We start from the raw sequence: 13,564 nt of genomic DNA, 5'->3' as shown, positions 1-13,564 counted from the left end.
CATATACAACCAGCGCTGCAGGCACTTGCAGCGCACGAGCCTCGACTATACGCAAGCCCTCTCGGCAGCTAGTGCAGGCAGTCGCATCCACTGCTAAAGTCCGGGGCTTCTGCCCTTTTTCCACCCATGATTCCCGGACCTCTTTTTACCCTGCCCATGCTGTTGCTGCTGCTCGCCCCCCTGGTGGCAGCCGGCCTGAGCCTGTGGCTGCTGCTGCGCGGGCTGTTCTGGTGGCTGCGCCATAGGCACACGCCCGCCTCCGAGCGCCCGCCGTTCTGGCACTGGCCCGTCGTGGTGGTGGCGATATTGGCCCTGGCCGGCGATCTCTGGGGCCTGGTGCTGGCGCGCAAGCTGGTACAGATTGAAGAGGCCGTGACGCTGCGGGCCCACTATCGCGAAAGCCGACAGCGCTTTGTGCTGCCCGAGGACTTCCGCTATGGCGAGCAGCTATTCCCCAAAGGCACCTTGATCAACCGCTACGACGCCTTTGACAACGGCGAGCGCCAGCGACCGCTTGGCCTGCGAGGACTGAGTGCGGCGCGCTTTACGCAACCGGTGCAAATCGCAGGTGCCTGGGTCAGCGCCATCGACAACGGCGCATTGGAGCTTGCCCGCGACCAGCGCCTCGGTCCGGTGTTCCACTTCGATCCCGACGTCAACCCGGGTTATGGCGCCTGGGTGGTCGACCCGAAGCGCTCCTATCTGGAATGCCGCAAGGGCGATATCGCCAGCCTGCATGTACCCTTGATCGACTATGACATTCAGGCCGAGTTTCTGGTCGGCGCCCCCGACGGCCCCGAGGCGCGCTACCGTCCCAGTCAATGGGGCTTCATCGATTGCCAGGAGGGAAAGCCCGCCATTGAGGTGCAGCCGGCCTATGACGGCCCGGCACCACCAGGCGCACACCTGCCGGTATGGGGGACGCTGATACCGAATGAGGATTGAGCTGGAGACGCTAGGCGCGCCAATACTCTGTGCTGCCCGCGATGATCCGACTCGGATGTAACGACCAGATCCTCCCCGATCAATGCTGCGACGCATGCAGCCCGAACCGCCAACAAGAACGCGGTCAAGTTGCTGATGATGTTCAAGAGCCCTGCAGCGGCAGGATGGACGCTGGCCATGCCGTCCCTAAGATGGCGGCCTCAGCCGGAGTGCAAAGCGGCCGATCAGGATTCATGGCATCGCCAGCCGACGGAAGACGATCCCGCGAACCGTGTGACATTCGGCCAAAGAGCCGCCATCTGCGGCCACGAATTTCCATAGGGCGACGGGATCGCCTACATTCACACTTCACAACCGGTGCGCCCAGTCAGGCCTTGGCCCTGCCCCAGGCAGCCACCGCATCCTCAGCCTTCCAAGAAAGACCTGCCCATGAAATCCCGCGCCGCCGTAGCCTTCAAAGCCGGAGAACCCCTGCAAATCGTCGAAATCGACGTCGCGCCGCCCAAGGCCGGCGAGGTGCTGGTCAAGATCACCCATACCGGCGTCTGTCACACCGACGCCTTCACCCTGAGCGGTGACGACCCCGAAGGCATCTTCCCCGCCGTGCTGGGTCACGAAGGCGCGGGCATCGTGGTGGAAGTGGGCGAAGGCGTGACCAGCGTCCAGCCCGGCGATCATGTGATTCCGCTGTACACCGCCGAATGCGGCGAATGTCTGTTCTGCAAGAGCGGCAAGACCAATCTGTGCGTGGCCGTGCGCGCCACCCAGGGCAAGGGCGTGATGCCCGACGGCACGACGCGCTTCAGCTACAAGGGCGAGCCCATCTATCACTACATGGGCTGCTCGACCTTCAGCGAATACACCGTGGTTGCTGCCGTCTCGCTGGCCAAGGTCAACCCTGATGCCAACCCCGAGCAGGTCTGCCTCTTGGGCTGCGGCGTGACCACCGGTCTGGGCGCGGTCAAGAACACTGCCAAGGTGCAGGAAGGCGACACCGTGGCCGTGTTCGGCCTGGGCGGCATCGGCCTTGCCGTGATCCAGGGCGCCAAGCTGGCCAAGGCCGGCCGCATCATCGCCGTCGACACCAACCCCGGCAAGTTCGACCTGGCCAGAACCTTTGGCGCCACCGACTGCGTGAACCCCAAGGACTTCGACAAGCCCATCCAGCAAGTGATCGTCGAGATGACGGGCTGGGGCGTGGACCACAGCTTTGAATGCATCGGCAATGTGGACGTGATGCGCGCAGCGCTGGAATGCGCCCACCGCGGCTGGGGCCAGTCGGTCATCATCGGCGTGGCCGGTGCCGGTCAGGAGATCAAGACCCGCCCCTTCCAGCTGGTGACCGGCCGCAAGTGGCTGGGTACGGCCTTTGGCGGCGTCAAGGGCCGCAGCGAGCTGCCCGGCATGGTGGAAGACGCCATGGCCGGCAAGATTCAGCTCGAACCCTTCGTCACCCACACCATGGGCCTGGCCAAGATCAACGAAGCCTTCGAGCTGATGCACGAAGGCAAGTCGATCCGCTCGGTGGTGAACTACGCTGACGCTTCGTAACCCCCTGAGGCGCTTCGCCTGGGCGGCCCCGCGCCTTCCCCCTTTCTCGCTTCGCGGAAGGGGGACGACACCCTCGGTGCGCGGCGGCGCTTCCTCGGTGTCTCATCGATGGGCCGCGCCAGTTTTGAAGAACCACCCAGTGCTTTGAATTTCATAGCTGCTTGCGCATGCTTTGATTCATATTTAGATATAAAACAGCTGCAAACGCTTGATTTACGAGCGCAAGCAGCTTTTCTTTTAGGAGTGACTGCCATGGAACTCAAGAACGCCCATGCCTGCTTTGGCGGCGCCCAGCGCTATTACGAACACCATAGTTCCGAGATCGGTCTCGCCATGAAGTTCTCGGTCTATCTGCCGCCCAAGGCCGTGATGGGCGAGAAGGTGCCGGCCCTGCTCTATCTGGCCGGCCTGACCTGTACCGAGGAAACCTTCATGATCAAGGCCGGCGCCCAGCGCCTGGCCTCCGAACTCAATATCGCCCTGATCTGCCCCGATACCAGCCCGCGCGGCGCGGGTCTGGCGGGCGAGGCCGACAGCTGGGACTTTGGCGTGGGCGCCGGTTTTTACCTGGATGCGACCACCCGGCCCTGGGCGCTGCACTGGCGCATGGAGAGCTACATCCTCAATGACCTGCTGCCCCTGGTCGGCAGCAAGCTGCCCGTGGACCTGCAGCGTCTGGGCATCTTCGGCCACAGCATGGGCGGCCACGGCGCGCTGACCCTGGCGCTGCGCCACCCCGGCCGGTTCAAGTCGGTCTCGGCCTTTGCACCGATTGCCAACCCGCTCAACTGCCCCTGGGGCCACAAGGCTTTCAGCGGCTATCTGGGCGAAGACAAGGCCGAATGGGCCAGGCATGACGCCAGCGAGCTGATGGGCGCGCAAGCCTCTGCCCCCTATCCCGCAGGCATCCTCATCGACCAGGGCCTGGCCGACAAGTTCCTGATCGAAAAGCAATTGCTGCCCGAAGCCTTCGAAGCCGCCTGCGCCAAGGCCGACCAGCCGCTCACGCTGCGCCGGCATGCGGGCTACGACCATGGCTACTATTTCATCCAGAGCTTTGTCGACGACCATCTGCGCCACCATGCGCAGCAACTGGGCGCCTGATTCTTTGGAACGGGTTCGCGCGGCCGAGACTACCCAGCCATAGCTGTCACCCCACACGGGCAAAAGCCGCCTGACGGCGGTGTCTTCTTGATGCGGTCCGGCGCCGGATCAGTCCTCGGAGCGCTCCGCTCTTCTCGCTCGCCGCTGCTCACGCTCATCGGCACGCTGGGTCTGTACATACAGCTGCTCCACCTGTTCGCGCGCCCAGGGCGTCTTGCGCAGAAATTTCAGGCTCGAAGAGATGCTGGGATCCAGATTGAAGCAGCGCACGGGCACCCGGCGTCCCAGCTCGCGCCAGCCGTAGTAATCAACCAGATCGGTAACGATGCGCTCAAGCGTCAGCCCATGCAGCGGGTTGCGCGGTTGTTCTTGGGAAGTCATTCGCGCATTGTCGGGGAATCGCCCGGCAGAGACAGCCCCGGGGACAAGATCCGCTCTGCCCGGCCTGTCCGGGACAGCCTGTCCGGGACAGCCTGTCCGGGCCTGCTTGTGCAGCCGGGCGCCACGCCAATGACATGGGTTTGGCTTTCCTGTGCGCCAGCAAGAGATCACACTTTTGGCAACCGGCCTGAGCGAAGACAGGTTCGCTTCAACGGCCATGACGAGGCGCGAAGGAGCAAAGAATGTCCAAGCAACAGCAAGTCCCCCAGACCAGGGGGGTGGCCGTGCAAATGCTGGCCACGCTCGACCTGGGCCCCGAGATCGAAGGCATGTCGGGGCGCCAGCTTCGCATGCGCCTAGTGACCATGGCGCCGGGTGGCGTGTTCGGCCCGCTTCACGACCACAGGGACCGACCCGGCATGGTCTACATCCTCGAAGGTTGCATCACCGACCACAGAGATGGCGTGGCCACCGACTACGGCCCGGGCGTGGGCTGGCCCGAAGACAGGAACACCACGCACTGGCTTGAAAACCGTTGCGCCGTGACGGCAGTGGAAATATCGGTGGACATCATCAGGCTGCAGCAGGCTTCAAACTAGGCGCTCTCACGCCAAGCATCTTCATGCAAGCCTCTGCCTCTGCCGCAGCTCAGGTGGCGCGTGACGCCTGGACCTCGTAGAGCCGCAGATCCCGCTGCCCGATTCCCAGAGTCGGCCAGGCGGCACGCCAGGCCTGGATATGCGCGGAGGCGAAATGTGCATCCAGCGCTGCCTGATCCACCCACAGCTCCTTCACATGGATCAGCCCCGGCACCAGCACATCCTCGGCATAGCCGTACTCGAGACAGCCGGGCTCGGCGCGGGATGCATCGACCATGGCACGCATGGCGGGCCGGGCAAGCGCCAGGTTTTCGGATGGCAAACGCACGGTACCGACGATCAACAGCATGTCTTCTCCTCTTGAGCACAAGCAAACATCGTAGCAAGCAGCGCCCGCTCTCTCTGCCCCGGACGCAAAAAAGGGAGGGCCATGCCCTCCCTGAAACACCTTCCAGGTGTTGATGCTGATCAGCAGTCCTTAGGTCACGGGCTCTCAGGCCCGCATGAAAGACTCGAAATAGGCGCTCAGTGCAGCGTGGTCGCCCAGAGGCAGAACCTGGGCCACATACTGGTCGGGACGCACCACCACCAGAGCGCCCTGCTCGCGGTCGATGCCTCGCAACTCGAAGATGTCCTGACCGGCATTCTTCAGATCGGGGCTGAACACTTTTTCATAGTCGATCATTCCCAGCTGGCCCTTGGGGGGCAGCAGCAAGGCAGGCAGCGTCTCCAGCGCCACCTCGGTATAGGCCTGCGGGAAGATGGCACGCAGATCGAAGATGCTGTCGATATCCTGGTCGGCCGGCGTGAAGCGGCGCAGCGGCGATGCCGCATCGCTCTCCAGGAAGCGGCACAGCGCCAGCAGGCCGGATTCGGGCTGCGCCAGGTCGTTCTGCCCTGCAAACGCATACAGGCGCCAGCGGCCATCGGCCTTGCCGCAGTGACCCAGCTGCACGGGCTTGGCATCGGAGACGCGCACCACCGGCGCGGAATGGAAGCGCATGCCCACGGTGAAGCCGCTGGCCAGTGCCTGATGCGTGGCCTGCCCGGTCAGCAGCGAGGGCGCATAGTGCGTGCCCACGCCGGCCGTGAAGCGGCCGTGCTGCTCGAAGTACTTCTGGAATTCCTTGGGATCCACACCGCCCTCACCGCCTTCCTTGGCCGGGTCGCTGAACATCTTGGCCCATTCGCGGTCGAAGTCGATCAGTTGCTGGGCCACGACCTGGCGCTCGGACGAATAGGTGTGCAGCAGCTCGGGCGCACATTGCTTGCGCAGCACGGCGGCCAGCTTCCAGCCGAGGTTGAAGCTGTCCTGCATGGAGAAATTCATGCCCTGGCCGGCCTTGGGACTGTGGGTGTGGCAGGCATCGCCGGCGATGAAGACGTGCGGCAGGGGCGAGTCCGGTGTGGCCACGGCATCGGTCACATCATCATATTTGGCGCAGATGCGCTGGCCGATCTCGTACACCGACCACCAGGGCACATTCTTGACGTCAAGCTTGTAGGGATGGAGCACGCGCTGGGCAGTTGCTATCAGTTGCTCCACCGTGATGTTGCGGCTGGCAACGCGCTCGTCGGCATCGAGCTTGTCCATCTCCACATAAAAGCGCACCAGATGACCGCCTTCGCGCGGGATGATGAGCACATTGCCCTGCTCGGACTGAATGGCCACCTTGTAACGCACATCGGGGAAGTCCGTCACGGCCAGCACATCCATCACGCCCCAGGCCTGGTTGGCCGAGTCGCCGACCAGCTGGCGGCCGATGGCCCGGCGCACATTGCTGCGCGCGCCGTCGCAGCCCACCACATAGCGGGCCTGCACGGTTTCGATCTGACCGGCATGGGCCGCGTCGCAGCGCTCCAGCGTCACGGTGACCGGATAGTCGGCAGCGCCGTGGTCGACCTTCACATCGAGCACGCGGCGTGCGTAGTGCGGCTCCAGGCGGCTGGGCGAGTTGCGCATGCGCTCCAGATAGTGGTCGTGCACGCGCGCCTGGTTCAGGATGACGTGAGGAAACTCGGACAGACCGTCTTCCGTATCCTGCACGCGGCCATGGCGGGCGATCCGGCCAGGCTGGGCAGGATCGGGCTTCCAGAAGGTGACGTCGTTGATCCAGCAGGCCTCCTTGAGGATGGAGTCGGCAAACTCGAAGGCCTCGAACATTTCCATGGTGCGGCAGGCAATGCCGTCGGCCTGGCCCAGCTCCATCGGGCCTTCCTTTTGTTCCACGATGCAGGTGCGGATATCGGGGAAGGCCGCCAGCTGCGCGGCCAGCGTCAAGCCGGCAGGGCCGCAGCCCACGATCAGCACATCGACCTGCGAGGGCACGGTCTCGGTATGGGCAGGGGCCAGCGGCGAAGCTGGAGCGATCAAGGGGTTGCCAGGACGAAAACCGTTCAAATGAAACTGCATGGAGGCCTCAAGTTCTTCAAGTGCGCAGACGCCAGTGTCTGCCCAATCAGTCCGCACACAAATAGTATGTATGCATACCAAATGCATGCATCGTATTATTCGAAACTTGAAATGCCAACCCCACCTAGGGAAAACCATGATTAACTCTGCACTGCCAAACGTTGCCTCAGACAGCGCCAGCAGCCACCCTGTCTTTCCACGCCTGGAGGTGGAAACCTTTCCCGGCCACGGCATACGCCGCCTGCAACAGGTGGCCGTGGCCGTGTTCAGCCAGGCCACCGAAGCCTGGGGCGTGACGCCGCTGCAATTTGCCGTGCTACAAAAACTGGTGCATCTGCCGGGCATAGACCAGCGCACGCTGAGCATGGAAGTGGGCTTTGACAAATCCACCATCGGCGGCGTGATCGACCGGCTGGAAGCACGTGGTCTGTTGTTGCGCCAGCACACGGCCAAGGATCGCCGCGTGCGTCTGCTGTCCCTGACGCCCGAGGGCGAAGCCCTGCTTGCCGACGCCGGCCCCTCCGTGCTGCAAGCCCAGCAGCAGATGCTGGACCCGCTGAGCGAGACCGAACGCGAGCTCTTCACACAGCTGATGCGCAAGGTCATCGAGCATCACGAGCAGCTCGACCCCGAGGCGCAGACGCCCGCAGGCTGAGCCCAAACCGCAGAAAAAAAGCCCCGAGCCGTCAGGCCTGGGGCTTGGCTTTTCAGGGCCGGGCTTGCGACCGGGTCTGCAAGCTCCAGAACCGAGTCCTAGAACGGCATTTTTCCGGCACGCATCTGGGCCGCGATCTGCGCCAGCACGGCCGGCAGATCGGCCACGCTGCGCACCACGTAATGGGCTCCGGCCTTTTTGAGCTTGGCTTCGGCCACGGCGACACGGGCCTCGACCTCTTGCTCGGGCGCCCTGGCAAACTCCTCCACGCTATAGCCGACCTCGTTGCCCGACAGGCTCAGGCCCACGGTCCACATGCCTGCGCGCAGACCTTCCTCGATGCCGGGTACGGTGTCGTCCACCTTCACGCAGGCACGCACATCGCCAATGCCCAGGGCCAGCACATTGGCCAGTGCCATGAAGGGGCCGGGGCGGCCGCCGGCTTCGAGCTCGTCGCCGGCCACCACATAGTCGGGCTTGAGGCCTGCGCCCTCGGCCTGCGGCAGCAACTGGTTGAGCACCTCGCGCGGGTAGCCCGAGCAGGAGCCGACCTTGAGACCATGGTCGCGCAGCCATTGCAGCGTCTGCACAGCGCCTGCTATGGGGGCCGAGAACTCGCCCACCTTGGCAATCTGCAGCGGCATGAAGCGCGCGTAGATGGCATCCACATCCTCGTTGGTCGGCGTCCGGCCAAAAACGGTCTGCCACTGCGCAGCAATGCTTTCATCCTGCAGCAACTGGTGGATATGGTCCCATTTGGACAGGCCCATGGGGCCGCGCGCCTGGGCCAGGCTGATGCTGATGCCGAAGCTGGCAAAGGCTTCGACAAAGATTTGCGTGGGTGCGAGCGAACCAAAGTCCACCAGCGTGCCGGCCCAGTCAAAGATGACGGCTTGCAGCGGTGACAGGTCGGCACAGGGCTGGGACAGGACCAGGGTTTCGGCTTGAGCGATGGAGTTCATGATTTTTTCAGTGGTGACTTCAACAGAATGGAAAGCACAAAGGTGTCGACCTTGCGCGACTCAGCTCAGAGAGCGAATGAAGTTGCGACCTCGCGGGCCGCTGGCGGCTTTTTGCACCATGGCGCTCCAGGCGTCTGGCTGCACGCCATAGTGGGCCGGATCGGTGGCAACGCCCAGCCCTTGCAGAACGCAGCGCAGGCGCTCAACGGCCACAGCAGGCGTGCTGGCATCGAAGATGGAGAGCAAGGCGGCATCGGCCACCGCATCCGCGCCCAGCGCCATCTCCAGCACCAGGGGCAGGCTGAACGAGCAGGCCAGGCCGTGCGGCACGCCATGCTGCAGCGTGATGTCGTAGGACAGCGAATGCGCCAGCGCGGTCTTGGTGTTGGAAAAAGCCAGGCCGGCCATCAGCGCGGCTTCGGCCATCTCGCTGCGCAGCTGTGGGTTATTCAGATCCTGCATCAGCGCGGGCAGCGTGGCCAGGGTGCGGCGCGCCGACTGCACGGACAGCGCCATGGAGACCGGGTTGCGGTTCACATTCCAGATGGATTCCAGCGCATGCGACAACGCATCCAGTCCCGAGGCCAGCGTGGCGCCGGCCGGCAGGCTGGTCATCAGCTCGGCATCGATGACCGCGGCCTCGGGCCAGGTGCAGGACTGGTGCAGCGAATACTTCTGGCCGGCGGCCTGATCCCAGATCGTGGCCCAGGGCGTGACTTCGCTGCCCGTGCCGGCCGTGGTGGGGATGGCGATCAAGGCCTTATGCCCTCCCGCCCCCAACTGGCCGCCCTGCTTGAGCAGCGCCAGCAGATCGGCAAAACGGCCGCCGGGCGTATGACAGATCAAGGCCTTGGCCGAGTCGATGGCGCTGCCGCCCCCCAGAGCCACGATCACGGGCACCTCGGCATGGTCACGCTGCACCTGCTCGTACAACGGCGCCAGCCACTGCACATCGGGATTGGGGGCAATGCTGTCGATCACGCCTCGCAGTTGCGCTCCCAGCAGCTGGCGCATGCGCTGCACCAGGCCCAGACTTTCGGCCTCGGGAAAAGTGACCAGCAGGCAGCTGCGCCCGGCCAGCAGGGCTGGCAGCTGATCGAGACTGTTGCGACCCACGCTGATATGCACGGGGTTGTGATAGGTCCACACGAGAAAGCCTTTTGACGTTTTTTGAGGGAAATCGGCCCTTGACGCTTATGTACCAAGCGCTAATAGCTCATATTTTTGATGGTTCAAGCACTGCGGCGCACACCGGTACCGCAGCGGAATCAGTGGCGAGTGCCTTGCTGTATGCGGCTGCGCAGCCAGTTCGATGCCATGTCGGCGGCAATCACCATCACCGTGATGACGATGATGCAGGTCGCGGTCTCCTGGTAGCGGAACAGCTTGAGGCTGCTGACCAGCTCGAAGCCCAGACCGCCCGCACCGACCATGCCCAGCACGGTGGCAGAGCGCAGATTGACTTCGAAGCGGTAGAGCACCACGGCGATCCAGGCGGTGATGACCTGGGGCACCACGCCAAAGGCGATGATCTGCAGCTGGCTGGAACCGGCGCTGCGCAAGGCCTGCAGCGGGCCGTCGTCGATCTCCTCGATCGCTTCGGCAAAGAACTTGGCCAGCATGCCCATGCCGTGCAGGGCCAGTGCCAGCACGCCAGGGAAGGGGCCCAGGCCCACGGCCGAGACAAATACCAGCGCCAGAATCAGCTCGTTGATGCTGCGAATCACATTGAGAAACTGGCGCGTGATGCGACGCAGCCAGTGCCCGCCGTGCAGATTGCCGGCCGCGACAAAGGACAGCGGCAGCGCCAGAATCACGCTGAGCAAAGTCCCCCAGATGGCGATCTGTATCGTCTCCAGCGCCGGTGCCCACAGGCGCGGCAGCATGCTCCAGTCGGGCGGCACCGAGCGCGAGAGGAAGTCGCCAATCTGCGGCATGCCGCCCGCCAGCTCGCTCCAGCTCATCTGCGCGCCTGCAGCACTCCAGTGCAGCACCCAGCCGATGGCCAAGGCCATTGCGGCATAGCCCAGCCAGCCGCCAGTGCTTTCGGGGCGCCCCGCCGTCCATTGCCAACGATCGGTCTGTTTCAAGCTCTGGCTGTTCATTGCAGACCTCCTGCGGCAGTGGCTGGCGACATCGCCCCGGGCAGCCAGTTGCCGACTGCGGTGCTGCTGAGATGCAGCGCAGCGCCCTGCTCTGGGGTATGTCCGGCGGGCTGAGGCTCGCCGCTGTAGATGGCGTTGAGCGCAGCCTCGTCCAACATCGCCGGTACGCCGTCAAACACCATGCGCCCTTGCGACAGGCCGACGATGCGATCGCCAAACTCCCGGGCGTAATCAACCTGGTGCAGATTGCAGACCACGGCAATGCCCAGCTCGCGCGTGGCATCGCGCAGATACTGCAGCACGCTGCGCGCGGTCTTGGGATCCAGGCTGGCCACGGGCTCGTCGGCCAGAATCAGCTTCGGCTGCTGCGCCAGGGCACGGGCGATGCCCACGCGCTGCATCTGCCCGCCCGAGAGCGCCTCGGTGCGCTCATCGGCCTTGTGGGCCAGGCCCACGCGCTGCAGGCAGGCATCGGCCAGTGCGATATCGCTTTGCCTGAACAGCTGCAGCACCGAAGCCAGCGTGCCGACCTGGCCCAGCCGCCCCGTGAGCACGTTCTTGCGCACCGACAGGCGCTGCACCAGGTTGTGGTGCTGAAAGACCATGGCCACATGGCGGGCCAGCTCGCGGCGCGAGTGCCTGCGCATCAGATCGATGCCGCCCACCTGCAACTGGCCGCTGTCGGGCTGGTTCAGCCCGTTCATGCAGCGCAGCAAGGTGGACTTTCCCGCACCCGACAGGCCCAGCATGACCACGAACTCGCCGGCCTTCACATCCATGTCGATGCCGTGCAACACATGGTTGCTGCCATAGCTTTTGCGCAGATTGCGGATGCTGATCATTTCATCTTCCCGAGGTCCAGATTCAGCGCCTTGGCGGTTTGGCGCACCACGTCGTAGGCCTGATCGTTGGTGGGCGCAAAACCGTTGAGCTCGCCACGATCACCCCAGGGCAGGCCCTTGATCTCGGCCAGTGCTGCAGCCACCTTCTTCTTGGTGGCTTCGTCCAGATTCTTGCGCCAGGCCATGGGTGACTCGGGGATGTCCTTGGAGCGCCAGATGACCTGGAAGTCCTCGGCCTTCACATGACCCTTGGCGACGGCTGTCTGGAAGATGGGATCGGCCACGGCCGCTGCGTCCACCTTGCCGTTGGCCACGGCCATGATGCTGGCGTCATGCGAGCCCGAGAAGATCACGCGGGAGAAATACTTGTCGGTATCGATGCCCTCGCCCTTGAGGCCGGCCTTGGGAAACAGATGGCCCGATGCCGAGCTGGGATCGACAAAGGCAAAGGTCTTGCCCTGCAGCTGGGGCACGGTGCCCAGGCCCTTGTCCTTTTTGCTGATGATGATGCTGTTGTACGAGCTCTTGCCCGACTTCTTGGCCACGGGAATGGCGAAGGCCTCGGCATTGGCCAGCTGGCTGGCCAGCACATAGGAGAAGGGGCCGAAATAGGCCACGTCGATCTTGCCCGAGCGCATGGCCTCGATCACGCCGTTGTAGTCATTGGCCACAAAGGGCTTGATCTTCAGGCCGGTCTTGGCGGCCAGCTGGTCCATGACCTGCTGGCTGGCGCGCATCATGGCCTGGGCGTCCTCGGAAGGGATCAGGCCCACGCGCAGCTCGGTGGGCTGCTGCGCCATGACGCCGGTGGTGGCGGCAAGCGTCAGGCTGGCGGCTGCTGCCTTGAGCCAGGTTTTACGGGTCATCGTCATGGATTTCATCCTTTGCAAGTGCGTCTGTAGAGTGCGGCTGGGCTTCCGCCATCGCACCGTCATTGCAGTGCGTTGACGCAAATAGTAGGGACGACATATGACTGTCATATGAAGGTTTCAGAATCAGTTTTGACAGCTTCCATAGATAAAACCTTGAGATTAAACCTGCATGAGCACCGCCCGCTACCGAGCCTTTATCGCCGTGGCCCAGCAAGGCAGCCTGAGCGCCGCCGCCCGCGCTTTGGGCCTGAGCCAGCCCACGGTTTCCAGCCAGATCGCCACGCTGGAGCGGCAAAGCCAGATCGAGCTCTTCCATCGCCAGGGCTATCGCATGACGCTCACCGGCGCCGGCCACAAGCTCATGACGCTGGCACAGAAGCTGCTCGCGCTGGAGGCCGAAACCGAGTTCTTTCTGCGCGACTCGGGCCAGCTCAACCAGGGCGAGCTCAAGATCGGCGCCGTGGGGCCGTTTCATGTGATCGAGATGGTGGCGGCCTACAGCGCCCGCCACCCCGGCATGAAGCTGTCGATTCGCATGGGCAACTCGCAGCAGGTGCTGCACGATCTGGAGAACTACACCACCGATGTGGCGGTGCTGGCCGGTCTCTATGACAGGCCCGAGCTGCTGGCGCGCGAATATGCGCGCCACGCCATCATCCTGTTTGCCCATGTCGATCACCCGCTGGCAAGGCGCGAACAGGTCGAGCTGGGCGAGCTACATGGCCTGCCGCTCTTGCTGCGCGAGCAAGGCTCGACCACGCGCACCGCCATCGAGAAAGCACTGCAGGCAGCCGGCGTGAAGCCCCGCACCCAGCTCGAAATTGGCAGCCGCGAAGCCATACGCGAGGCCGTGGCGCGCGGCCTGGGCATCGGCGCCGTGTCCGAGGCCGAATTCATTGCCGACCCGCGCTTTCGGCCGGTGCGCATTGCCGGCGATCCGGCCAGCACCACCACCTATGTCTATTGCATGAGGGAGCGCAGCGAAAGTCTGCTGGTGCGCTCCTTCCTCAAGGCCATTGAAGGCAGTACGGCCCCTGATCTGCCCGTACTGCGGACCGCTCCAAAACCCTTGGTCGCTCCAACGGCCAAGAAGCTGGCGTAATTCGTCAAACCCTCTGCCCCCCTTGCGCCGAGA

14 protein-coding genes are annotated in these 13,564 nt (G+C 64.0%); 6 read left to right on the top strand and 8 right to left on the bottom strand.

The features are described 5' to 3' along the window. Positions 1 to 126 precede the first annotated feature (126 nt). The 3 genes from AAIL67_RS22605 (at position 127) to fghA (ending at position 3,600) form a co-directional block, all read left to right on the top strand. Positions 127 to 945: a hypothetical protein gene (locus AAIL67_RS22605; protein ID WP_224648538.1), complete on the top strand. Its 819-nt coding sequence runs from the start codon at positions 127 to 129 to the stop codon at positions 943 to 945. Between the two features lie 429 nt (positions 946 to 1,374). Continuing rightward, on the top strand, positions 1,375 to 2,496 hold the full coding sequence (locus AAIL67_RS22600) for an S-(hydroxymethyl)glutathione dehydrogenase/class III alcohol dehydrogenase (RefSeq protein ID WP_034380711.1): 1,122 nt from the start codon (positions 1,375 to 1,377) through the stop codon (positions 2,494 to 2,496). Between the two features lie 252 nt (positions 2,497 to 2,748). Continuing rightward, positions 2,749 to 3,600 (top strand): S-formylglutathione hydrolase, encoded by an 852-nt coding sequence (gene fghA / locus AAIL67_RS22595; protein ID WP_256494312.1) that lies wholly within the window; start codon positions 2,749 to 2,751, stop codon positions 3,598 to 3,600. 108 nt (positions 3,601 to 3,708) lie between these two features. Here fghA and AAIL67_RS22590 read toward each other — a convergent pair whose 3' ends face one another. After that, positions 3,709 to 3,981 carry a VF530 family protein gene (locus tag AAIL67_RS22590; protein WP_034356873.1) on the bottom strand — a complete coding sequence of 91 codons (273 nt, stop codon included), beginning with the start codon at positions 3,979 to 3,981 and terminating at the stop codon, positions 3,709 to 3,711. A 242-nt stretch (positions 3,982 to 4,223) separates the two neighbouring features. Here AAIL67_RS22590 and AAIL67_RS22585 point away from each other — a divergent pair, with 242 nt between their 5' ends. Then, positions 4,224 to 4,580, top strand: coding sequence for a cupin domain-containing protein (locus AAIL67_RS22585; protein WP_034356876.1), 357 nt, complete (start codon positions 4,224 to 4,226; stop codon positions 4,578 to 4,580). Positions 4,581 to 4,629: 49 nt separating this feature from the next. On the opposite strand, the gene AAIL67_RS22580 is transcribed toward AAIL67_RS22585, so the two are convergent. Both AAIL67_RS22580 and AAIL67_RS22575 read right to left on the bottom strand, forming a co-directional pair. Then, a complete protein-coding gene (locus AAIL67_RS22580; protein WP_034356878.1) occupies positions 4,630 to 4,929 on the bottom strand; it encodes a putative quinol monooxygenase in 300 nt (99 codons plus the stop codon). 144 nt (positions 4,930 to 5,073) lie between these two features. Beyond that, complete coding sequence (locus AAIL67_RS22575; RefSeq protein ID WP_034380723.1) at positions 5,074 to 6,993, bottom strand: FAD-binding monooxygenase; 1,920 nt, start codon at positions 6,991 to 6,993, stop codon at positions 5,074 to 5,076. A gap of 136 nt (positions 6,994 to 7,129) precedes the next feature. Between AAIL67_RS22575 and AAIL67_RS22570 the strand changes: the two genes are divergently transcribed. Then, on the top strand, positions 7,130 to 7,648 hold the full coding sequence (locus AAIL67_RS22570) for a MarR family winged helix-turn-helix transcriptional regulator (protein ID WP_034392282.1): 519 nt from the start codon (positions 7,130 to 7,132) through the stop codon (positions 7,646 to 7,648). 98 nt (positions 7,649 to 7,746) lie between these two features. On the opposite strand, the gene phnX is transcribed toward AAIL67_RS22570, so the two are convergent. The 5 genes from phnX to phnD form a co-directional block, all read right to left on the bottom strand. Continuing rightward, entirely contained in the window at positions 7,747 to 8,610 is an 864-nt protein-coding gene (gene phnX / locus AAIL67_RS22565) for a phosphonoacetaldehyde hydrolase (protein WP_343485166.1), read from the bottom strand. 60 nt (positions 8,611 to 8,670) lie between these two features. Beyond that, complete coding sequence (gene psrA / locus AAIL67_RS22560) at positions 8,671 to 9,759, bottom strand: iron-containing alcohol dehydrogenase PsrA (RefSeq protein ID WP_034380729.1); 1,089 nt, start codon at positions 9,757 to 9,759, stop codon at positions 8,671 to 8,673. A gap of 119 nt (positions 9,760 to 9,878) precedes the next feature. Beyond that, positions 9,879 to 10,715, bottom strand: coding sequence for a phosphonate ABC transporter, permease protein PhnE (gene phnE, locus AAIL67_RS22555; protein WP_034380733.1), 837 nt, complete (start codon positions 10,713 to 10,715; stop codon positions 9,879 to 9,881). Further along, positions 10,712 to 11,557, bottom strand: coding sequence for a phosphonate ABC transporter ATP-binding protein (gene phnC, locus AAIL67_RS22550; protein ID WP_343485165.1), 846 nt, complete (start codon positions 11,555 to 11,557; stop codon positions 10,712 to 10,714). Before phnC ends, phnE begins: the two co-directional genes overlap by 4 nt. Next, positions 11,554 to 12,429, bottom strand: a complete 876-nt coding sequence (gene phnD, locus AAIL67_RS22545; protein WP_034376630.1) for a phosphonate ABC transporter substrate-binding protein — start codon at positions 12,427 to 12,429, stop codon at positions 11,554 to 11,556. Before phnD ends, phnC begins: the two co-directional genes overlap by 4 nt. 169 nt (positions 12,430 to 12,598) lie before the next feature. On the opposite strand from phnD, the gene AAIL67_RS22540 reads away from it, so the two are divergent. Next, positions 12,599 to 13,531 (top strand): LysR substrate-binding domain-containing protein, encoded by a 933-nt coding sequence (locus tag AAIL67_RS22540; protein ID WP_034356896.1) that lies wholly within the window; start codon positions 12,599 to 12,601, stop codon positions 13,529 to 13,531. Positions 13,532 to 13,564 lie beyond the last annotated feature (33 nt).

Source organism: Comamonas sp. A7-5 (genome assembly GCF_039581385.1).
GTDB classification, from domain to species: domain Bacteria; phylum Pseudomonadota; class Gammaproteobacteria; order Burkholderiales; family Burkholderiaceae_C; genus Comamonas; species Comamonas thiooxydans.
Note: the sequence above shows the minus strand (reverse complement) of the source record. Positions and strands in the feature narration are given on the sequence as shown.

What these genes read in the sequence shown, in the direction of transcription:
- AAIL67_RS22575 (WP_034380723.1), bottom strand. Translation starts at nt 6,993, where the DNA reads ATGCAGTTTCATTTGAACGGTTTTCGTCCTGGCAACCCCTTGATCGCT.
- fghA (WP_256494312.1), top strand. Translation starts at nt 2,749, where the DNA reads ATGGAACTCAAGAACGCCCATGCCTGCTTTGGCGGCGCCCAGCGCTAT.
- phnC (WP_343485165.1), bottom strand. Translation starts at nt 11,557, where the DNA reads ATGATCAGCATCCGCAATCTGCGCAAAAGCTATGGCAGCAACCATGTG.
- phnD (WP_034376630.1), bottom strand. Translation starts at nt 12,429, where the DNA reads ATGACGATGACCCGTAAAACCTGGCTCAAGGCAGCAGCCGCCAGCCTG.
- AAIL67_RS22605 (WP_224648538.1), top strand. Translation starts at nt 127, where the DNA reads ATGATTCCCGGACCTCTTTTTACCCTGCCCATGCTGTTGCTGCTGCTC.
- AAIL67_RS22570 (WP_034392282.1), top strand. Translation starts at nt 7,130, where the DNA reads ATGATTAACTCTGCACTGCCAAACGTTGCCTCAGACAGCGCCAGCAGC.
- AAIL67_RS22585 (WP_034356876.1), top strand. Translation starts at nt 4,224, where the DNA reads ATGTCCAAGCAACAGCAAGTCCCCCAGACCAGGGGGGTGGCCGTGCAA.
- AAIL67_RS22580 (WP_034356878.1), bottom strand. Translation starts at nt 4,929, where the DNA reads ATGCTGTTGATCGTCGGTACCGTGCGTTTGCCATCCGAAAACCTGGCG.
- AAIL67_RS22540 (WP_034356896.1), top strand. Translation starts at nt 12,599, where the DNA reads ATGAGCACCGCCCGCTACCGAGCCTTTATCGCCGTGGCCCAGCAAGGC.
- AAIL67_RS22600 (WP_034380711.1), top strand. Translation starts at nt 1,375, where the DNA reads ATGAAATCCCGCGCCGCCGTAGCCTTCAAAGCCGGAGAACCCCTGCAA.
- phnX (WP_343485166.1), bottom strand. Translation starts at nt 8,610, where the DNA reads ATGAACTCCATCGCTCAAGCCGAAACCCTGGTCCTGTCCCAGCCCTGT.
- AAIL67_RS22590 (WP_034356873.1), bottom strand. Translation starts at nt 3,981, where the DNA reads ATGACTTCCCAAGAACAACCGCGCAACCCGCTGCATGGGCTGACGCTT.
- phnE (WP_034380733.1), bottom strand. Translation starts at nt 10,715, where the DNA reads ATGAACAGCCAGAGCTTGAAACAGACCGATCGTTGGCAATGGACGGCG.